Origin of the sequence: Pseudomonas sp. HY13-MNA-CIBAN-0226, from assembly GCF_040310305.1 — a bacterium.
Classification (GTDB): domain Bacteria; phylum Pseudomonadota; class Gammaproteobacteria; order Pseudomonadales; family Pseudomonadaceae; genus Aquipseudomonas; species Aquipseudomonas gregormendelii.
Genome location: NZ_JBEOPS010000014.1, coordinates 91,964 through 112,041 on the forward strand (window position 1 = coordinate 91,964; position 20,078 = coordinate 112,041).

At 61.8% G+C, this 20,078-nt stretch carries 18 protein-coding genes; 8 read left to right on the forward strand and 10 right to left on the reverse strand.

What is annotated here, in order from left to right; all coding sequences use genetic code 11:
* Positions 1–79: 79 nt before the first annotated feature.
* Positions 80–1,030: a GlxA family transcriptional regulator gene (locus tag AAEZ05_RS16785; protein WP_045061266.1), complete on the reverse strand. Its 951-nt coding sequence runs from the start codon at positions 1,028–1,030 to the stop codon at positions 80–82.
* A gap of 325 nt (positions 1,031–1,355) precedes the next feature.
* Here AAEZ05_RS16785 and AAEZ05_RS16790 point away from each other — a divergent pair, with 325 nt between their 5' ends.
* From AAEZ05_RS16790 to AAEZ05_RS16800, 3 genes are all read left to right on the forward strand, one after another.
* On the forward strand, positions 1,356–2,078 hold the full coding sequence (locus tag AAEZ05_RS16790) for a pirin family protein (RefSeq protein WP_350648130.1): 723 nt from the start codon (positions 1,356–1,358) through the stop codon (positions 2,076–2,078).
* Positions 2,079–2,186: 108 nt separating this feature from the next.
* Entirely contained in the window at positions 2,187–3,185 is a 999-nt protein-coding gene (locus tag AAEZ05_RS16795) for an NAD(P)H-quinone oxidoreductase (protein WP_350648132.1), read from the forward strand.
* 154 nt (positions 3,186–3,339) lie between these two features.
* Complete coding sequence (locus tag AAEZ05_RS16800) at positions 3,340–4,296, forward strand: alpha/beta hydrolase (protein WP_045061263.1); 957 nt, start codon at positions 3,340–3,342, stop codon at positions 4,294–4,296.
* A gap of 3 nt (positions 4,297–4,299) precedes the next feature.
* On the opposite strand, the gene AAEZ05_RS16805 is transcribed toward AAEZ05_RS16800, so the two are convergent.
* The 3 genes from AAEZ05_RS16805 to AAEZ05_RS16815 form a co-directional block, all read right to left on the reverse strand.
* Positions 4,300–6,114: an ABC transporter ATP-binding protein gene (locus AAEZ05_RS16805; protein ID WP_045061262.1), complete on the reverse strand. Its 1,815-nt coding sequence runs from the start codon at positions 6,112–6,114 to the stop codon at positions 4,300–4,302.
* A gap of 47 nt (positions 6,115–6,161) precedes the next feature.
* Positions 6,162–7,286, reverse strand: coding sequence for a hypothetical protein (locus tag AAEZ05_RS16810; RefSeq protein WP_205893709.1), 1,125 nt, complete (start codon positions 7,284–7,286; stop codon positions 6,162–6,164).
* Positions 7,287–7,363: 77 nt separating this feature from the next.
* Entirely contained in the window at positions 7,364–8,404 is a 1,041-nt protein-coding gene (locus AAEZ05_RS16815; RefSeq protein ID WP_350648134.1) for an AraC family transcriptional regulator, read from the reverse strand.
* A gap of 167 nt (positions 8,405–8,571) precedes the next feature.
* Here AAEZ05_RS16815 and AAEZ05_RS16820 point away from each other — a divergent pair, with 167 nt between their 5' ends.
* From AAEZ05_RS16820 to AAEZ05_RS16830, 3 genes are read left to right on the forward strand one after another with little or no spacing between them, the layout of a single operon-like run.
* Positions 8,572–9,423, forward strand: coding sequence for a 3-hydroxybutyryl-CoA dehydrogenase (locus tag AAEZ05_RS16820; protein WP_045061260.1), 852 nt, complete (start codon positions 8,572–8,574; stop codon positions 9,421–9,423).
* Positions 9,410–10,069 carry a TetR/AcrR family transcriptional regulator gene (locus AAEZ05_RS16825; RefSeq protein WP_350648136.1) on the forward strand — a complete coding sequence of 220 codons (660 nt, stop codon included), beginning with the start codon at positions 9,410–9,412 and terminating at the stop codon, positions 10,067–10,069. The genes AAEZ05_RS16820 and AAEZ05_RS16825 overlap by 14 nt, the downstream gene beginning before the upstream one ends.
* Positions 10,070–10,116: 47 nt before the next feature.
* A complete protein-coding gene (locus AAEZ05_RS16830) occupies positions 10,117–10,530 on the forward strand; it encodes a VOC family protein (protein ID WP_350648138.1) in 414 nt (137 codons plus the stop codon).
* A gap of 191 nt (positions 10,531–10,721) precedes the next feature.
* Here AAEZ05_RS16830 and AAEZ05_RS16835 read toward each other — a convergent pair whose 3' ends face one another.
* From AAEZ05_RS16835 to AAEZ05_RS16860, 6 genes are all read right to left on the reverse strand, one after another.
* A complete protein-coding gene (locus tag AAEZ05_RS16835; RefSeq protein WP_045061257.1) occupies positions 10,722–10,937 on the reverse strand; it encodes a TOBE domain-containing protein in 216 nt (71 codons plus the stop codon).
* 125 nt (positions 10,938–11,062) lie between these two features.
* A complete protein-coding gene (locus AAEZ05_RS16840) occupies positions 11,063–11,896 on the reverse strand; it encodes an energy transducer TonB (RefSeq protein ID WP_045060502.1) in 834 nt (277 codons plus the stop codon).
* A complete protein-coding gene (gene tolR / locus AAEZ05_RS16845) occupies positions 11,893–12,339 on the reverse strand; it encodes a protein TolR (RefSeq protein WP_045060501.1) in 447 nt (148 codons plus the stop codon). Before tolR ends, AAEZ05_RS16840 begins: the two co-directional genes overlap by 4 nt.
* Before the next feature lie 13 nt (positions 12,340–12,352).
* Entirely contained in the window at positions 12,353–13,063 is a 711-nt protein-coding gene (gene tolQ, locus AAEZ05_RS16850) for a protein TolQ (RefSeq protein WP_045060500.1), read from the reverse strand.
* 91 nt (positions 13,064–13,154) lie between these two features.
* Positions 13,155–15,062, reverse strand: a complete 1,908-nt coding sequence (locus AAEZ05_RS16855) for a phytase (protein WP_350648141.1) — start codon at positions 15,060–15,062, stop codon at positions 13,155–13,157.
* Positions 15,063–15,120: 58 nt separating this feature from the next.
* Positions 15,121–17,649 (reverse strand): TonB-dependent receptor, encoded by a 2,529-nt coding sequence (locus AAEZ05_RS16860; protein WP_045060498.1) that lies wholly within the window; start codon positions 17,647–17,649, stop codon positions 15,121–15,123.
* A 336-nt stretch (positions 17,650–17,985) separates the two neighbouring features.
* Here AAEZ05_RS16860 and AAEZ05_RS16865 point away from each other — a divergent pair, with 336 nt between their 5' ends.
* Both AAEZ05_RS16865 and AAEZ05_RS16870 read left to right on the forward strand, forming a co-directional pair.
* Complete coding sequence (locus tag AAEZ05_RS16865) at positions 17,986–18,900, forward strand: GGDEF domain-containing protein (protein ID WP_045060497.1); 915 nt, start codon at positions 17,986–17,988, stop codon at positions 18,898–18,900.
* 9 nt (positions 18,901–18,909) lie between these two features.
* Complete coding sequence (locus tag AAEZ05_RS16870) at positions 18,910–19,953, forward strand: AraC family transcriptional regulator ligand-binding domain-containing protein (RefSeq protein ID WP_350648143.1); 1,044 nt, start codon at positions 18,910–18,912, stop codon at positions 19,951–19,953.
* Positions 19,954–20,078 lie beyond the last annotated feature (125 nt).

Genomic DNA, 20,078 nt, shown 5'->3' on the forward strand with positions numbered 1-20,078 from the left:
TTGGCAGGCATTGGTGACAGCACAACTGCGGCGATGGGAGTGTCACGGCCATCCGGGTGCGCGGGACGGACAATCAGCCTCAGCTGAACTGCTCGCGGTACTGAGTGGGGGTCAGGCCGAGCTTTTCACTGAACAGAAACCGCATGTGCCGCACGCTGCCGAAACCACTTTTGAAGGCGATGGTCTTGAGTGGCAAGTCACTGGTTTCCAACAGGTTTCTCGCGTGATCGATGCGCGCACGCTGAAGGAATTCCATGGGCGTCATGCCCACTTCCCGGGCGAACACCCTGGCGAAATGCCGCGGGCTCATGGCCGCCAGGCTGGCCATGCCATCAATGCTGAAAGGCTGGTCGAGGTGTTCCAGCACATGGTTCTGCACCCGGGTGATGGCCGTTTCCTGCGGCGCCACGGCGGCCATCAAAGGACTGAATTGTGCCTGCCCACCCTGGCGCTTCATGACCACCAGCAACACCTTGGCCACGTCCTGGGCGACTTTCTTGCCGTGGTCGGCGGCAACCACCGACAGCGCCAGGTCGATACCGGCCGTCACGCCACCGGAGGTGATGAGATTGCGGTCCTGCACGTAGATCTGATCGGTCTCGACCGTCGCCTTGGGGAAGCCCTTGATCAGACGCTCGGTGTAGTGCCAGTGGGTGGTCACCCGATAGCCGTCGAGCAGGCCCGCATGGCCAAGCACGAAGGCACCTGTACAGATCGAGCCGTACTGGCCGGCCCGGGCTGTCGCGGCCGGCAGCCAGGCGAGTAACGAGGGGTGCCTTTCGTTGTAGGCGCCGGGGCCGCCGGGGACCAGCAGCAGGTCATAGTTGTCAAAGGCCTGGTCGATGTGCAGATCGGCGCTGAGGCTGACGCCGTTGGACGCACGCAGCGGGCCGGGTTCGGTACCGATGGTAGTGAGTACGTAGGCGTGCTCGGCTGCCAGATAACGATTGGCGATGGAAAACACCTCCATGGGGCCGGCCATGTCGAGCAGGAGGAAATCGGGGAACAGCACCATTGCCACGGTTTTCATGGGATCAATATCACTGGAGTCATGGAAAGACACACCTTCCCCTGTAGGAGCGAAGCTTGCTCGCGATAGCGGAGTGTGATTGTCGAATGCACTGGCCGGACACCGCTATCGCGAGCAAGCTTTGCTCCCACAGAGTTGGGTCTAGGATGGTAGGCATTATGACCAGGTTCAGCCTGGATGTCGGGCGGGAAAAGGTGATCATCTGCACATTACTGTCAACCTGGAAGCGACAGTATTTCAATTTTCACCTACTTATTGCATCGAGCAGTAACCATTAACCTTCTCCTCACTCGGACGAATCACCGTCCCTCCAGGAGAATTCATCATGCTGACCCTTCGCAAAGCCACTGATCGCGGCATGGCCAATCACGGTTGGTTGAAGTCGTTCCATACCTTTTCGTTTGCCAGCTACCGCAACCCGAAAGAGCAGGGATTTTCCGACCTGCTGGTGATCAACGATGACCGCGTGGCGGCCGGGAAAGGTTTCGGCCAGCACCCGCACCGCGACATGGAGATTTTCTCCTATGTGCTCGAAGGCGCACTGGAGCACAAGGACACTCTGGGCACCGGCTCGGTGATTCGTCCCGGGGACGTGCAGTTGATGAGCGCGGGCAGTGGTGTTGCACACAGTGAGTACAACCACTCAAGCACCCGCCCGGTGCACTTTCTGCAAATCTGGATCGTGCCCCATGTCGCCGGGGCCAAACCGCGCTACCAGCAAGAGCACTTCAGTACGCAGAAAAAACGCGGGCGCCTGCAGCTGATCATTTCGCCGGACGGTAGCAAAGGCTCGCTGAAGGTGCACCAGGATGCGCGGGTGTACGCGGCACTGATCGACGGCGAGGAAAGCGCCACCCTGGAGCTTGCAGCCAACCGCTATGCCTACGTGCATGTGGCGAGCGGCAGTGTCGAGCTTAATGGCCTGCGGTTGCAGGAAGGCGATGGGGTGCGGGTGCGTAATGAGCAGGTGTTGATGTTGAGCAATGGTGTAGATGCTGAGGTGCTGGTGTTTGATTTGCGGGCGCAGGAGTTGCCGGAGATGCCGTGACGGCAATAGGGTTAAAAGATCGCAGCCTCGTTTCTCTCGACAGCTCCTACAGTAAAACCGTGAAAAAAATGGTCTTATCCATTACATCCTTAAAAACAGGCCACTGCCATGCCCCTGCCACAGACCATGACCCTCATTGAAATCACCCAGCCTGGCGGCCCCGAAGTGTTGCAGCCGCGTCAGGAAGCGCTGCCTGTGGCGGCCGCCGGCGAAGTGCTGATCCGTGTTCACGCCGCCGGGGTCAACCGTCCCGATGTCATTCAACGCACGGGCAAGTACCCGATGAAGCCTGGCATGAGTCCGATTCCCGGCCTGGAAGTGGCGGGAGAAGTGGTCGCGATCGGCGCAGGGGTCAACGAGTTCATCGTCGGTGACAGGGTCTGCGCCCTGACCAATGGCGGCGGCTATGCCCAATATTGTGTGGCGCCGGCCAGCCAGACCCTGCCTATTCCCGACGGCATGGACTGGATTCACGCGGCCGCCGTTCCGGAAACGTTTTTCACGGTGTGGGCCAACCTGTTCGACATCGGCGGCGCCAGCAAGGGCCAGCGTGCGCTGATTCATGGCGGCACCAGCGGGATCGGTACCACCGCCCTCATGCTGTGTCGCGAGTTCGGGGTCAAGGCGTTCGCCACGGCGGGTAGCGAGGACAAATGCGCGGCGATACGCCAGCTGGGCGCCGAGGCGATCAACTATCGTGACCAGGACTTCGTCCAGGTCATTCAGGACAAGACTGCCGGCAAAGGCGTGAATGTGATTCTCGATATCATGGGCGGCTCGTACCTGAACCAGAACATCGCGGCACTGGGCATGGACGGTCGCCTGGTGATGCTGGGTTTCCTGGGAGGCGCCAAAGCCAATGAAGTCGACCTGATGGCGATCCTCGGCAAGCGCGCAACCATCACCGGCTCGCTGATGCGTTCGCGCACCCGCGAGGAAAAGGCCTCGATTGCCGAACAGTTGCGCGAGTACGTCTGGCCGGTATTGTCCGCCGGGCGGTGCGTGCCGATGATCGACAAGGTCTTCGCACTGGCCGACGCATCCCAGGCGCATGCACGGATGGAGGCTGGTGATCACATTGGCAAGATCGTGTTGCAGGTGGCTTGATATTCCAATAGCGCATCAATCCACGTTCCCCTGCAGCAGCAAGTTCGCTCCTGCAGGGATGTGTGGGCAGTTGACGGCTGTCGATATTTTTCCCGCCTGCGCCACGCATCTGTTAAAACCCGAACTTCAGTTTTTTTGATGGTAAACGACCGTTATGCGCTCTTCCCTCCTCCCCCTGCTGCGCCGCCGTTGGCTCTCGCTGATGTGCATGGCTGTGCTGATTGTCGGCTTGCCGGTGGGTTGCGGGGTGCTCCAGCACAAGGAGCGCGAGTTGCTGTTTCGCATCGAACCGGGGACCGCCGGTTGGTACCGGGGCCTGCCCAAGGACGTTCAGGAGTTTGACATCAAGCCCTCCGGTTTCAAGGCCGGGCAATCCCTGCATGCCTGGTGGTGGCCGGCGGCGCGCCGCGATGCGCCGTCAATCCTTTACCTGCACGGTGTGCGCTGGAACCTGACCGGCCAGGCGTTTCGCATCGAGCAATTGCGCGCCATGGGCTATTCGGTGCTGGCCATCGACTACCGCGGCTTTGGCCAGAGCAAGGGCGACCTGCCTTCTGAAGCCAGTGTCTACGAAGATGCACGTGCGGCCTGGGAGCGGTTTGCGGCGATGCAGCCCGACGCCAGCAAACGCCTGATCTACGGGCATTCCCTGGGTGGTGCGGTGGCCGTTGACCTGGCTGCCGACCTGGCTGCCCAGGCAAAAAAGAACCGCGCCCCGGTGCCCGTGCGTGGCCTGGTGATCGAGTCCACCTTCACGTCACTGGGGGATGCGGTCGCCCAGGTGGCCGATAACAATTTGCCGGTGAAGTGGTTGCCGGTGCGCTGGCTGCTGTCGCAGAAATTCGATTCAATCGACAAGATCGTCGACATCGACATGCCGTTGCTGGTGGTTCACGGCCTGGCCGACCCTTTCATGCCGTCGCGCTTCAGCCAGCAGCTGTTCAACGCCGCCAATGAACCCAAGCGCCTGCTGCTGATCCCCGGTGGCACGCATAACAACAGCATGAGCCTGGGCGGTGCGCAGTACCGCCAGGCGCTGGAAAGCCTGATGAAAACCACTCCAGCGCAGGTGGCCGGCCCTGCCGTCGGCCGGGCTGCACACGATTCCTGAGGCTCAGCGGTAACCCTGGGCCTGCAGCTGGAAGAGCTGTGCATAGCGTCCTTCGGCCGCCACCAGGCTGGTGTGATCGCCGCGTTCGAGTATCCGCCCCTGTTCGAGCACGATGATGTGGTCGGCATTGCGCACGCTTGAAAACCGGTGGGAAATCAGCAGGGTCATGCGCCCTTCGGTGTGTTCGCTGAAGTGCTGGAACACCGCGGCTTCCGCCGCAGGGTCGAGTGCCGAGGTCGGCTCGTCGAGGATCAGGATATCGGCGTCGCGGCGCATGTAGGCGCGGGACAAGGCGATTTTCTGCCACTGCCCGCCGGACAGTTCCTGCCCCCCGGCAAACCAGCGCCCCAGTTGCGTCGCATAACCGCGGTCCAGCTGTTCGATGAACGGCGCGGCCATGCCTTCAGTGGCGGCTGCCTGCCAACGCGGTTCATCGTTGAAGGCCCGGGTATCGCCCACCCCGATGTTTTCCCCCACGGTGAACTGGTAGCGGATGTAGTCCTGGAAAATGACCCCGATGCGCCGTCGCAGTGCCTGTTCTTCCCACGCTTGCAGATCGCTGCCGTCAAGCAGGATGCGCCCCTGGTCCGGGCGATACAGACGGGTCAGCAGCTTGATCAGCGTGGTCTTGCCTGAACCGTTTTCCCCTACCAGCGCGACGCTGTGGCCCGGCACCAGGTGCAGGTCGATGCCTTCCAGGGCCGCGCGACTCGCCCCGGGATAGCGAAAACCGACATTCTCGAAGCGCAAGCCATCGCCAGGCGCCTCGCCCTCGGTCAAATGACCACTGTCGGCCACCACCGGTTCGCCCAGGTATTCGTAAAGGCTCGACAGGTACAGGCCGTCCTCGTAAAGGCCACTGATGGCGCTGAGGCTGCTGCTCACCGCCGACTGCCCCTGCTTGAACAACACCAGGTACATGGTCATCTGGCCCAGGGTGATGCTGCCGTGAACGGTGTCGACCACCACCCAGGCGTAGGCCAGGTAAAACGCCGCGGTACCCAACAATCCAAGGACAAAACCCCAGCCATCCCGGCGCAGAGTCAAGCGCCGATCCTCGGCGTAAAGACGGGCGAACGTGTCGCGATAGCGCTGCAACAACAGGGGCGCGAAGCCGAACAGCTTGACCTCCTTGATGTAAGCCTCGTGGGACAGCAGGGTCTCAATGTAATTCTGCTGGCGACTTTCCGGCGCGCGACGGGTGAATAACCGGAAAGCATCCCCGGAAAAATGCGCCTCGGCAAAAAACACCGGCAACGCCCCCACCACCAGCAGCGCCAGGGCCCACGGCGAGAAATGCACCAGCAGCACGCCGAAGCTGATCAGCATGATCAGATTCTGGATCAGCCCCAGCGACTTCATCACCAGCGCCAGCGGCCGGGTGGACGCCTCGCGTCGCACGCGCACCAGCTTGTCGTAGAACTCGGAGTTTTCGAATTGCACCAGGGACAGGGTCTGGGCTTTCTCCAGGATCATCGTGTTGACCTTCTGCCCCAACTGCACCCGCAACAGCGACTGCTGGACCGACAGCGCCCGCTGGGTCGCGGACAACAGGGCGAGCACACCCGCCTCGAACAACACGTAACGCACCACTGGCCACAAGGGTGCACTGCCCTGCTGGGCATGCAACTGCATGGCGAAGACCACCGCATCGACAATGCGCTGGCCCAGCCAGGCGGCAAGCGCCGGCAGTATGCCGGCGATCAGGGTGGCGATCACCAGGCCGATAAACAGTGCGCGGGAGGTGCCCCAGACCAGAAGCAAGGCGCGTCGGGCCTGGTCGAGCAAGGAGGTGACGCGATTCAGGGCAACTGGCATGCGGTGCTGGACCCGGCGTAGTGATGGCGTGAGTGCGCCATGTTACTTCAGCCAGGGGTCGGGGCGGTCACTGCAACAGCCGCAGTTTTTACATTTTCACGCGGACAGACGTCCACGCCCACCAGACCCGCCCGCGGGACAAACTGCACCGCCTTGGTATCGGACTTCCACAACCGCACGAAGTACGTGCCGTCCGCTTCGGCAATGACCCGCAGCGGGCGACTGAAACCGGGCCTGTCGGGATCAGTGATCGACTCGAAGCCTTTGCTCTCGGCGCCGAAATTCAGCACCGTGCAATTGCGTGCGCCGGAGGCGGACACCTGGAAGGCGAAGCCGCCGAGCCTGGCGCCCGAGGCAGGGTAAAACCCCAGCACCATGACCAGCACCATCACCGCGCACGCCACCATGGCAAGCGGATTGTCGTGGCTGCGCATCTTCACCACGAACAGGGCGCCCAGCAGCTGGATGATCCACAGCACCAGCAACTCCACCAGCATCAGCGGCACCATCCACCACAGATTGCTCACATAGCGGCCGGCGATGTCGATCGCCACGATGGTGACATTAAGAATCACGCCCATCTGCACGAAGGCCGACATCAGGCAGGCGAATCGGAAGTCCATCGACATGGGGCCGTCGACACCCAATGTCATCAACCAGTAGTAGGCGGCGATGGTCAGCACCGTGCCCACGACCGCCAGCAGGGTCCAGTACCAGGTGGCAGACACCTGGGAACCGATCACGCTCAGCAACGCGCAGAACGTCCCGAGTACCACCAGGCTGGCCGCCCAACGTCCCAGCATGCGCTTGTGGCGCTTGCGCTGTTGCGCGGTGGCCGGGCCGAGGGTGAGCTCGTCACTCAGGCGCCGCTGCGAATCATTGAATCGGTGAAACAGCACGAAGATCGGCAGCAAAACAAACGCCACCAGAATCGAAATGATGAAGATCAGAATCGCCGACATCACCGGCAACGCCGTGATGACCGCCGACGAGGTGATGCTCAGCGGGATCTTTTCTTCCTGGATGTATTGGTACAGGTAGACCCCGGCCATCAGCAGAATGCCCACGGTCAGCGGCCAGGCGCGCTCGTTGAGCCACAGCAGGCACTGGCTCAACTGTTTGAAACGATCGGGGGTTGCAGTACGCGGGGGAATGTTTTCGATATCGGTCACGTCGACAGGCTCCAGTTCCATGGGGGCAGGTACAACGACTGTACAGGCCGAAACGCAGGAAAACATCGGCGCCGAGCTTAATCAGAAGCGTCCGTCAGATCTTTCGCCAATGCCCCCTGGAAACGCGCCCGGTACTTGCCCGGGCTCTCCCCGGTCCACTTCTTGAACGCCCGATGAAACGCGCTCGGCTCCTGGAAACCCAGGCGTTCGGCGATGTCGCCGATGCTTGCACGGCTTTCGCGCAACTGCTCGAACGCCACGCCCCGCCGTACTTCGTCCTTGATTTCCTGGTACGAACAGCCTTCGCGCTCCAGCTTGCGGCGAAAGGTGCTGGGGCTCAGGTGCTGTTCAAGGGCAAAAGCCTGCAAGGTCGGCCAGTCGCTGTATGGGCTGTTGCGCAGGCGCTGGTGCACTTGCGAGGCCAGGCCATGCTGATTGCGGAAGCGGATCACCAGCCACTGCGGCGCCGTGCGCAGGAATACCTTCAGTGAGGCCAGGTCCTGGACCACAGGCAGGCGCAAGTAATGGCTGGCGAACTCGATCTCGGTGCGCTCGGCCCCCAGTGTCAGGTTGGGACCCCAGAGCAGTCGGTCATCGCTGAGGGCTACCCGGGCATGGCGAAAGTCGGCACGGTCGATCGGAATGCGCCGGCCACCGAGCCAGCACAACAGGCTGATCATCAGCACCAGGAAGGTCTCCTCGCCAAATCGACTGACTTCAGGGTTCTTCGCCTGGGACTCCAGGCTAATGACCGCACGCTTGCCACGTACGATCAGCGTGCCGCGAAAGTCGCGCAGGAACAGGCCGAAGTTGGCCAGGCACTGGCGCATCGCCTTGTGCAGGTTGGGTTCCTGGATCAATGCCCGACAGATCAGGGCGAACGCACCCGGCGGCATGCCATGGGAGTCGAGCAGGAAAAACTCATCATCGAGCTCGCGGATCAGGATCAGCCATAGCGCGGCAAACGCGCTGGCAGGCACTCGCGCTGTGGGCTGCAGCACCAGCACCGGGTCGATGCCGGCCTGTAGCAGCAGCGCTTCGCGACGCAACGGATCGGCGCCCAGCTCCTGGACCATGGCTTGCACAAAGTAGGCGGCGACCGAATCCTTTTCCCGCATGTGAACGCTTCACTCCCCAGTATTCGAATGGCAAAAAACACCAGTTGCGTTGAACAGTTGCGGCATAGGACAACTGCCCTGCCCGCTCTAGACTCGGCGCCAATAGTACGCTTTTGGCCGCCTCGACGGCCAAGGTATCGCACGGTTTTGAGCGCAAGGACTGGAACATGGATCTGCAAAATATTGGCGTAATCGGCGCGGGCACCATGGGCAATGGCATCGCCCAGGTGTGTGCCCAGGCCGGTTTCGATGTGATCTTGCTCGACATCAGCGAGAGCGCGCTGCAAAAAGCGCTGGCGACGGTGGGCAAGAACCTCGATCGACAAGTGGCCAAGGAAACGCTGAGCGAAGCACAAAAGCTCGCGACCCTCGCCCGGATCCGCACCAGCACTGACTACAGCAGCCTGCAGGCCGTGCAGCTGGTGATCGAGGCGGCGACCGAAAATCTCGAACTGAAACTGCGGGTGCTGCAACAGATCGCCGCACAAGTGGGCAGCGAATGCGTGATCGCTTCCAACACGTCGTCGCTGTCCATCACTCAACTGGCCGCCAGTGTCAGTAAGCCTGAACGTTTCATCGGCCTGCACTTCTTCAACCCGGTGCCAGTGATGGGCTTGATCGAGGTGATCCGCGGCCTGCAAACCAGCGACGCGACCCACGCTCTCGCGCTCGAGATGGCGACTACCCTGGGCAAGACCGCGATCACTGCCGGCAACCGCCCGGGTTTTGTGGTGAACCGGATCCTGGTGCCCATGATCAACGAAGCGATCCTGGTGTTCCAGGAGGGCCTGGCCAGCGTCGAGGACATCGACGCCGGCATGCGCCTGGGCTGCAACCAACCGATCGGCCCTCTGGCATTGGCAGACCTGATCGGCCTGGACACGGTGCTGGCAATTCTCGAAGCCTTCTACGATGGATTTAACGACAGCAAATACCGCCCTGCTCCACTGCTAAAGGAAATGGTCGCCGCCGGCTACCTGGGACGTAAAACGGGGCGTGGCTTCCATGCCTATGCCTGAGCGCTGTTCACGTTTTGCCGAATACCGGGACAAGGTGCTGGAGCTGTTTGCCAGCAAGGGTTTCGGCCAGGTCGGCATGCGTGAACTCGCCACCTGCCTGGGGCTCGCCCCGGGCTCGCTGTACCACCACTATCCGAGCAAGCAGCACTTGCTCCTCGATCTGATTGAGGAGTTCTACGAAGAGCTGCTGGCCACCCTGGGCCGCGTCGAACAGAAGGCTCCGGCCAAGCGCGAGCGCCTCAACAGCCTGATCCGCGCCCACCTGAATCTGCATGAGGACATGCCTTGGCATTTTCGCCTGGTAGAGCGCGACAGCGGTTGCCTTAACGATGAGCAGCAAGTGCGAGTGCAGCAGCTGCGCGAGCAGTACGAGCGCAAACTGCTGAAAATGCTTGGGGTGCGCTCGCGCTTCAGCGAACAGGGCATGCTCGCCGCCGGGCATGCCATCGCCTCGCTGCTCAACAGCGCCCCCACCTGGTTGACTCACCACCCGCTGGACGAAACCGAGCGCTACGAGCTGCTGGAGAACATGGTCAGCGGCGCCATCGAAAGGCTGCTGGCACCGCGTCGCTCGAGTGAGGCGATAAGCCTGGCTCTATCCATAGATAAAACATCTAAAAAAACCTCGGCAATCGCCGCGATTTAGCGCTTTGCTACCCGGGTCAATCATCTTCAATGACCGGGAGCTGAATCATGAAAATCAATCCCTATCTCATCTTCAACGGCGACTGCAAAGCCGCCTTCACGTTCTACGCCCAGGCGTTAAAAGGCAGTATCGACGTCATGATGACTTTCGGTGAAAGCCCCGCCCGCGAACACGTCCCCGCCGACCTGCACAACCTGATCATCCACACCCGCCTGTCGATAGGTGACCAGGCCATCATGGGCTCGGACACCACTCCGGACCGACCCACGGATGACATGGCCGGCTGTTCGATATCGCTGAACGTCGACAGCATTGCCGAGGCCGAGCGGGTGTTCAGTGCATTGGCCGAAGATGGCAGCGTGCAAATGCCGCTGGAATCGACGTTCTGGGCGGCACGGTTTGGCATGTTGCAGGATCGGTTTGGAGTGGCGTGGATGGTGAACTGCGAGAAGGATCAGTGATTGGCCGATTGGCTGATTGCCAGCACCTTGTGGTAGCAAAGCTTGCTCGCGATGACAGACCCCTATTCAACAGTGATGTCGGCATGCACACCGCCATCGCGAGCAAGCTCTGCTCCCAAAATTTCACCTCCAACAGGGGGGTAGTTTCACCTCCAACAGAGGGGTAGATATTCGGGCCGTGGGAACCCGCATCAAAGCTTGGCGATCGAAACCTCAGTCGATTTAACAAACGCAATCACCTCACTGCCCACCCGCAACTCCAGGTCCCGCACCGAGCGGGTGGTAATGACCGAAGTGACAATCCCGGAAGCTGTCTGCACATCAATCTCGGAGACCACTTCGCCCTGGACGATTTCCTTGATGACACCCTTGAACTGGTTCCGCACGTTGATCGCTTTGATGGTCATGTTAAGGCTTCCTGTCTGAGTCTTGTTGGCTGGCACACATGTGCAGGCCCCCAAAGTGCACCGAGCGGAACAACATTAAAAGGAATATATAATTATCCATCTATTCCTTTTTGGAATAAAAAGATTCACTTGATCCGATAGTGAAAGGTATTACGCACTGCCGGTACCGACACCGCCTTGCCATCAATCATCCGCGGCTGATAACGAAACGTATCGGCAGCGGCCAGAGACGGTCGCATAAACATCGGGTGACAACCTTCAAGCACCTTCGGATTCTCGATCTTGCCCTGCGGGTTGACTGTGTACTCCACCGTGCAATCGCCCTCCAGGTTCTTATCCAGCGCGCGTTGCGGATAGTCGGGCGCTTGCTTGCTCAAGGGCAGGTACTGGCGAGTGTCGGCAGCGGCCTGGGCAGCCGCCTGTTGACGGCTTCGCTCGGCACTCAGGCGCGCCTGCTCGGCCTGCTGTGATTGCTGTTGCGCCAGGCGCTGCTGTTCGACTTCGCGAGCGCGGTTTTGCGACTCCAGGCGCTCACGGTTTTGTTCGGCTTGGAGCTCACGCTTTTTCTCTTCGACCCGCTTGCGAGCCAAGGCCACCTGCTGCAACTTCTGCACCTGGACCTGCGGGTCGACAGCCGGCTTGCTCGGCGCCGGCGTCGCGGCCACAGGCTCGGGCGGTTGCACCACGGCAGGCAGCGGCTCAGGCGCCGGTATGGGTGACGGTATCGGTGCCTGAAGCGCAGGTGCCTCGGGCGTCGGCGCCAGGATCACCAGTTGGGTACGCAAGACCGCCGGCTGCTCGGCCGGAGCCATCTCGGCCACCCAACCCCGCACCAGCAACCCCAGCACGATCACGTGCAACCCGACCGCAAAACTCGCAGCCAGGCCATTGCGCCACAGCCCGCTGCGGTCGACCGGCGCAGCCGCCAGGTAAGGCCTGTGCAAGGTCATCGCCGTCATTGCGGGGCCTCGGTTACCAGTCCCAGGTTACTGACCCCGCCCTGTTGCAACGCCGCCATGGCTGCGACCACGCTGCCGTAGCCGGCGTCCTTGTCGGCGCGAATGTAGACCTGGGTGTCTCGCCGCTCAGCGACCACCTGCGCTACCTTGGCCTGCATGTCTGCAAGGCTCACCGCACTGTCGGTCTGGTTGCGGGTGTCGAGTTCGCCGCCAAGATTCCAGTAGTAACCGCCCTCGGCTTTCACCGACAGGGTGAGGATCTGCTGCCGGCTGTCATTGGCCAGTGCTTCGCTGGCGATCTTGGGCAGGTCGATTTTCACCCCTTGGGTGAGCATGGGCGCGGTGACCATGAAAATCACCAGTAGCACCAGCATCACATCGATGTACGGCACCACGTTCATCTCGGCCTTGGGTCCGTGTTTTCTTTGCGGTCTGACCAACATCGTCACTCTCCTTTCAGGCGGCGGCGGCCAGGTTGATCGGCGCGCCATGCAGCTTGCGGTGCAGGCGCACTTGCAGCTCGTTGCCGAACGCGTAGTAGCGCGTCAGTAACGTCTGGCTACGCGAGGAAAAGCGGTTGTAGGCAATCACCGCAGGTATCGCCGCAAACAGGCCGATGGCCGTGGCAATCAGCGCTTCGGCAATGCCCGGGGCCACGGTGGACAACGTCGCCTGCTGCACCTGCGACAACCCGAGGAAGGAATTCATGATGCCCCACACGGTGCCGAACAGGCCGATGTAGGGGCTGACCGAACCGACCGTGGCGAGGAACTGCAGGCCTTTTTCCAGGCGCACTTCCTGCTCGCTGATGGCGACATAGAGCGCCCGCTCCACGCCCTCGAGGACCACGTCTGCAGCATTGCCCGAGTGTTGGTTGAGGTGGTTGAACTCCTGCAAGCCGGCCTGGAAAATGGGCTCGACGCCGGCTTCGCTGTCGGTGTTTTTCGCCGTTTCGCGATACAACGCCAACAGGTCCGGCGTGCCGCGAAAGCGCTGCACGAAATCGTTGAGCTGCCGCTCGCGGCGCTTGAGCACGCTGCTGCGCAGGATGATCAGGTACCAACTGAGCAGCGATGCCAGCAGCAGGATAAGCATGACCGCCTTGACCAACAGACTCGCGTCGCTGATCAGCCCCCAGATCGTCATGTGTTCGAGTGTGGCCTGCATGGTGAAACTCCTTGTGCGGGGCTCGCGGGCCGTCGATGCGCGACGGCCGTTGAGCTATTCGATGAAAGTCAGATGACAGGGTGATGACGGATCAGGGCAGCTTGAGCGTCCTGGTGACCTCGGCCCAGGGCACGAATTTAAAGTTCTGGGTTTGCTCGGGCATGCGTTTGCGCCCGTCCTGCACCACCAGCATGCCCTCGCTCCAGGCTCCGCCGAGGTTGACGGAAGTGACCTCCAGGCCATCGGTTTCCGAGGCGCCGTCGATACCGAGGGCAGTATTCAGACCGACACGAAAGGCGCCACGGGCAGCGAATGGCGGTTGGGCATCAAGCACCAGGTAGCTGTCGTTGCCTTGGCTGGAGATCACCAGATAGTCATTGCCGGCGCTTTGATACAGCGCCAGGCCTTCCACATCGGCGTGCAATTGCGGGCCAACCTTGATCACGCTGCTGAGCGTTGCCGGTTGATCCGCCCGGGCATCCACCGCCCAGACGCCCACATCCTCCTCGCCGAGAAACAGCCGTTGACGCTGATCATCGGCAACGCAGCCCTCGGGCTGACTGGCGACCTTGAACTGGCGCACCAGCTCACCCTGGACCGTGCCGTTCGGCGCGCTCAAGCGGTATTGCAGGAAGGTCCCGTCCTTGCCGTTGGCGAATGCAAAGAGTTCCCCGCTGGCTGGCTGGAACAGGCAGATGCCGTAGATTTCCTTGAGGGGCGTGGCGATCTCGCCGGCCTCGCGCAGCTCGCCGCTCTGGCGATCGATACTGAACAGGCTGAGGCTGTTGTGATCGCGATTGCTCGCCACGGCCAGGTCGACCGTTTGCTGACCGAGCTTGAAGTTGGGCCGCACATCGACATTGTTCAGACGCCCGACCGGCAGTTCCTGAAGCAACTTGCCCTGCAGGTCGTACGCCAGCAAACCCTGCTTTTTGTTGGTGCCCAGCACCCGACTCAAGCCTGCCTGCTGCGGATGAATCCAGATCGCCGGATCATCGGCGGCGTCCCCCTGCCGTCCTACCGGTTCGGTCTGCGCCTGCGCCGGCACAACCGGCAGCTCCGCGGGCCGTGCGACCGGTGTGGCTTGCCAATCGAGCTGGCCCTGATACAGACGGCCATCGTCATCGTCGCGCAACAACACTTCAAGCCCCTTGGCCGTCGCGCGCACGTCGAGGTTTTCCGGCTCCTTCACCCCAGGCAATGCAAGGCTGGCCTGGGCCACCCAGCGCTCGCCCTGCTGCTGATACAGGTGCAATTGCGCGGCCTTCGGGTCAAGTGCAACCACACCCGCGGGGATCAGGGCCATGGCGCCAGCGCTGTGTTTGATCTCGCCGAAAGGCTCGCGCAGGGCAACGGGGCTGCGCGTCACGTCGGCCTCGGGATGTGCCGGATAAGCCCACCAGCCGACGTTCTCCTCGTTGACGACAAACTGATGGGCGCCATCGTCGACCCGACAGTCCGTTGCCGAAGGCGGCAACGGCAGACCGCGTACCCGTTGCGCCTGCGCATCAAGACGGGCACCGTTGCCAACCAGCCACTGTTCACCCTTGCCCTCCTCGCCCACCAGGAACAGGAACAGGTTACTGGCCTCGTCGCGGTACAGGCATAGGCCGTTCACCGGGTAGTCACGCGTCGGCAGATATACCGGCTGACCCCAGCTGCGCTGGTCAGCATCAAGGCTGACCAGCATCGCTTGCTGCCGCGCATTGTCGAGGCTCGCCACCAGCACGCGGGAGCCCAGGGCGCGGCTGTCCAGGCTGGCGAATGATCCCTGCAGGCGCGCCAGTTCCGCGCCTTTGGGGTCGAGTAACAGCAAGCCATCTCGCTGACTGACGGCCAGGCGGTCAGCGCCGGTCGGCAGGAAAGCCACGGCGTCGACCTTGAGGTTCGGCGCCCAGGGCGTGAGTGTCAGGTTCGCCGGGCCAGCCATGGCCTGGGTGACGCTCAGGCTGATCAGGGCGGCGAGCAGGCAACGGGAGGGTGATAAAAAAATGCTCATGAACAGGCAAGTTCCTTGTGGTGCGTACAACCTGATGGCAGCGGCGGCCATCCCGGGCTTAGAAGTGGGTGAAGGTCAGGCCGAGCTTGAAGGTCGGGCCGTACTCTTCGTACTGGCCGTTGTAGGCGCGCTGCCCGGTGTAGACGAAGTACGACTCGTCCGTGAGGTTCTGCGCCTCGAAGCTCACTTGCAGGTCCTTGGTCAGCGAATAGCGCGCGCTGAAATCGACGAAGGTCTGGGCGTCGACGTGCAGGTCGTGGGCCTTGTCGTTGATGGACGCCAGTTCGTAGAGGTAATCGGACTTGTAGTTGGCAGACAGGCGCAAGCTCAGCTTGTCGTCCTCCCAGCCAACCATCAGGTTGCCGACGGTGTCCGACTGGCTGGGCAGGTCGATGCTGCGCTTGCTGTTAGTGCCGGTGGCGGCATCAAAGCCCTTGATCTCGGCGTCGGAGCGGCTGAAGGTGGTGTTGGCACCGATCAGCAGGCCGTTCCATGGCGCAGGCAGCCAATCGAATTTCTGCGAGTAGGCCAATTCCAGGCCATAGAGTTTGGCGCTGTCGCCATTGGCGAACGTGTGCGCCTCGGCGAAATCGACCCACGCACCGGTACCGGCAAGGTCGGTGTTGTAGACGAAGTTCTGGATGTCCTTGTAGAACACGAACGCCGAGACGGTACCGGCGCGGCCCATGAAGTGCTCGATGCCCAGGTCGAGGTTGCTCGACTCCAAGGGCTTGAGGTCCGGGTTGCCGAAGGTAGCCTCGTCATCGTCGATGACAAACCCCGGGGCCAGCTGGCCGAAGGTCGGGCGTACAACAGACTTGGTCCAGGCCGCGCGGACCTGAGTGTTCTTGTCCAGCTGATAACGCGCATGCAGCCCCGGCAGCCAGTGGTGATAACGACGCCTGGTGTCGGTCGCCTGAAACTCACCATCGGTGGCGCCGGTGCCCTTGGCTTCGAACTCGGTGCCTTCGTAGCGCATGCCGGCGATGAAACGCCAGTCGTCGATGTCGATGGTATTCATCAGGTAGCCGGCGTTGATGTCTTCGCTGATTTTGAAGTCGTTGACCCGCGACTCGGTCTCGTCGTAGAAATCGTCGCGATCGAGGCCGCCGATCAGGTTCTTGATCGCACTGGGGCTGATGCCCGGCCCGAACTGGCCCAGGCGGTAGTCCACGGTGCCTTTCTGGAACTGCGCCAGGTTGAGCTGCTGGTCGTTGAAACCCAGCTCATCGAAGTCTTCATAGACCCAGGCGTCGAGATCATTGTCCTTGTTGCGGCGACTGACCTTGCCGCCGAACTTGACCTGCGAGGCGTAGCCCTTGAAGTCATAATCCCGGGCCAGGTCCAGGCGCAGATTCTTTTCGGTATCGGTGGTGCGCTGCTTCTCCCAATCAACCTTGTCGAGGCTGAAATTGCCCGGGTCGTAGAAGCCCTGGCCGATGATCGGACGTGGCTTGTCGTTGTCGTAGAACCCACTGTCGGCAAAATCATCGGTGCCATCGAAGGCAGCGTTGGCAATGTGCCCCGGGCTGTCTTCGCTGGAACGGCTGTAGCCGGCCTGCCCGCTCAGGGTCCAAAGGCCGAACAGGCGCTCGCCGCCGAGCACGTAGGACTGGATTTCCTGGGTCTCTTCGCGCTGCTTGAGCTTGCGTGAGCCCTCGGCATCGCCGGTCTCTGCGGCGGCCAACGGGTCGGCAAATTCGAACGCCGTGGAGTTGCGCGTCTCGCTGTCCTTGTAGCGGCTGTAGAGCGTGCGCAGGTAATAGCTGCTGAGGTCGTCAGGCTTGTAATCGAAGTTGAGTCCACCGCCTGCCCGTTCTCGACTGATGTCGTAGTCCCGCTGCTCGAACTCCTGCAGCCGGGCGCCTTGCTCGAAGTCCCAGGCGCCGCCGGTTTCGACGTTGTCCGAACCGAAATCGCGCTTCTGCCAGCTCAATGCTGCGGCGACGCCGAAGTTGTCGATGCCGTCACCGAGGCTGAACCGGTTACTGGCGGCGCCGGAAAATTTCGGGCTGGTCTGGTGGGTGTTCTTGTCGTAGCTCGCTTCAGTGCTGCCGGTATAGAACAGCCCCTTGTGATCGAAGGCCGAGAGGCTTTGCACATCGACCGTGCCGCCCAGGGAGTTGGCGTCCATGTCCGGGGTCAGGGTCTTGATCACCGACAGCGACTGCACCAGCTCGGAGGGCAACACGTCCAGGGCTACGGCGCGACGCTCACTTTCCGGCGAGGGCACCAGCGTGCCGTTGATGGTCACGCTGTTGAGGTCGGGGCCCAGGCCGCGCACGCTGACAAAGCGGCCTTCGCCCTGGTCGCGCTCGACGCTGACCCCGGGCAGGCGCTGCACCGCTTCAGCGACGTTTTCGTCGGGCAGCTGAGCCATGCCGTCGGCGTGCACCACGCTCTTGATGCTGTCGGCGCTGCGCTGTTCCTTGAGCGCCTGGTCGATGCTCGCGGCCTGCCCCACGACCTGCACGTGCTCGGTGGTGGTCGCCGATTCGGCGGCACTCAGCCGTTCGCTGGCGATCGCCATGGCCAGAGCGGTAAGCGTGAAACCGACAAACCCGGCTGTGCTGCTGCGCTTGTACATGAATGTCCCCCCCAAGAGTCCGTTGACGCCGGGCAAGTGGCCCGGCAACTGGGAGGGCAAGCTAGGGTTGCGTGATGACGGTTCTGTGACAGGGGGTGGCAGGGAAGGCTTCAAAACGCGCTTTTGCGCGAATCGGCGGGCGCAAATGAGCTGAAATGACCTGCCCCGCCTGACGCAACTTCTGTGGCAACACAAACTGCCTCGCCACAGGGACTCTTGATCAGATAAAAATGTGGCGGCATCACTGAGCTGATTCGACCCCCCGCCCCCGTCACCCGCCTGTCACAAACATCTGCTGTGCTGACGCGCACTGTCACTCGCCAAAGGATCGCGGCCATGTTCTCTGTGCTCAAACCCCATCGCTGGAAACTCGTCCTGCTGCTGGTGGCGGCCAATCTCGGGTTGCTCCTGCACCTGGCCTGCGGCGAACTGAAAAGCGTCAGCGAGTGGGTGTGGCTGGACATCATCGGCGAAGGCGGCTCGGCGCTACTGGCGCTGGTCTGGCTGGGGCTGGTGCTCAAGAGTCGCCCCGCTGGCCGCGTGACCAACTACCTGGCCCTGGGCCTGAGCTGCATCTTTTTCTCCTGGTGGATCGACAGCCTCGACGAGTTCATTCGCCTGCCCGACAGCATTACCTGGGATCACTGGCTGGAATCCGGGCCGATGCCGGTCGGGATGATTCTGCTGACCATCGGCATCTATCACTGGCATCGCGAGCAGCTGGCGATCAGCGCGCAAATGGAGAAGCGCGAGAAGCTGTTCCGCGAACACCGTCTGTTCGACAAGCTGACGCCACTGGGGGGTGCCGATTATCTCAAGCGCCAATTGACTGCCAGCCTGGCGCAGAGTCTTGCCCAGGAGCAGCCGCTGTCGCTGATGGCCGTGGACCTGGACAACTTCACCGCGATCAATCAGGCGTTCGGGCATGCCGAAGGCGATGCGGTGTTGCAAGCCATCAGCCATTTATTGCTGCTCAACCTGCGCCGCCAGGACCTGCTGTGCCGGTTGGCTGGCGACCGTTTCGTGGTGGTGTTGCCCAACACCGGGGAAAGCCAGGCGCGGCTGTTAGCCCTGGAACTGCAGCAGGCGGTGCATGGCCTGGCCCACAAAACCCGTCAGCATGGCGAGCGCTTGCAACTGTCCGCCAGCACCGCCGTGGTGATGGCCATGGATGAGGCACCTGACGTTTTGCTAAAACGCCTGAACCTGGCACTGGCGCGCGCCAAGCAGCCCCTGGCAAAAACAGCCTGAGGCGCGGCGATGACCCTTAAAAATACCTGGTACGAAAGCGACAGCCGTTTCATTCCCGGGCATTACCAGCCGGCAACCCTGATCGACCTGGCGCTGTCCCGGGACATCGACAGCCATCGCCTGCTGCGCGGCACCGGGCTGTTCCACGACGACATCCTGGCCGGACAGACGCGCCTGAGCCCGCAGCAATTCCTGGCCCTGATCGACAACAGCCGGCGCCTGCTCGATGCCGACGACAGCAGCTTTCTGTTCGGCCAGCGCCTGCTGCCCGGGCACTACGGCCCTGCCAGCCACGCCCTGCGCCATGCACAAAACCTGCACCAGGCACTCGATACCCTGGTGCATCAACAGGCGTTGCTCAGCCCGCTGGCCGCACCACGCCTGGTAATGGACGACAAGCACGCCTATTTCTACTGGCTGGACAGCTGCGGCGCCGGCGAGCAGTGGCGCTTCCTGCTAGAGGCGAGCATGACGTCGATCGTCGCCATGAGCCGCTCCCAGAGTGGCCAGCGCCTGCCGTGGGAGTGCAGTTTCAGCCACGCCGAGCCGCGTTACGTCGAGCAGTATTGGGTGCACCTGGGCGAAGACACGCAGTTCAAACGTCCCCTGGACCTGATGCGCATCCCCCGCGAGGACCTCGTCCGGCCCTGGCCCAACTGCTCGGCAACGGTCGGCCAGGTCGCCCGGCAGGAAGCCCAGGGGCAAATCGATCAGCTGGGTTTCACTGCAAGTTTTGTCGACTGCGTCTACCGCTACCTGCAGGCCCACGTGCGCGAGGCCCCAAGTCTTGAACAGGCCGCGCACGCCTTTGCCGTGAGCCCCGCGACACTCAAACGCAAACTGCAAAAACACCACACCGGGTTCCAGCAACAGGTGGATCTGGTGCGCAAGCACGTGGCGCTGTACCTGTATCAAATCAAAGGCTTCAGCAACGAAGAAGTGGCCGAGTACCTGAGTTTCAACGATGCGGCAAATTTCCGGCGTTCTTTCAAGCGCTGGACCGGTAGCACGCCTAAGTTGATTCGTCAGTTGTTCGGTTCCGGCATGGGCTAGCCGCGTCCGCCATGACCATCGTGAGATAGACAAAGGCATTGATCAAGATGCCGACGAAATGGATAAAGCCGATAAGCACGCTGACGAAGAAATAGATAACGAAGCTACCCACCTCGACAAAGAGC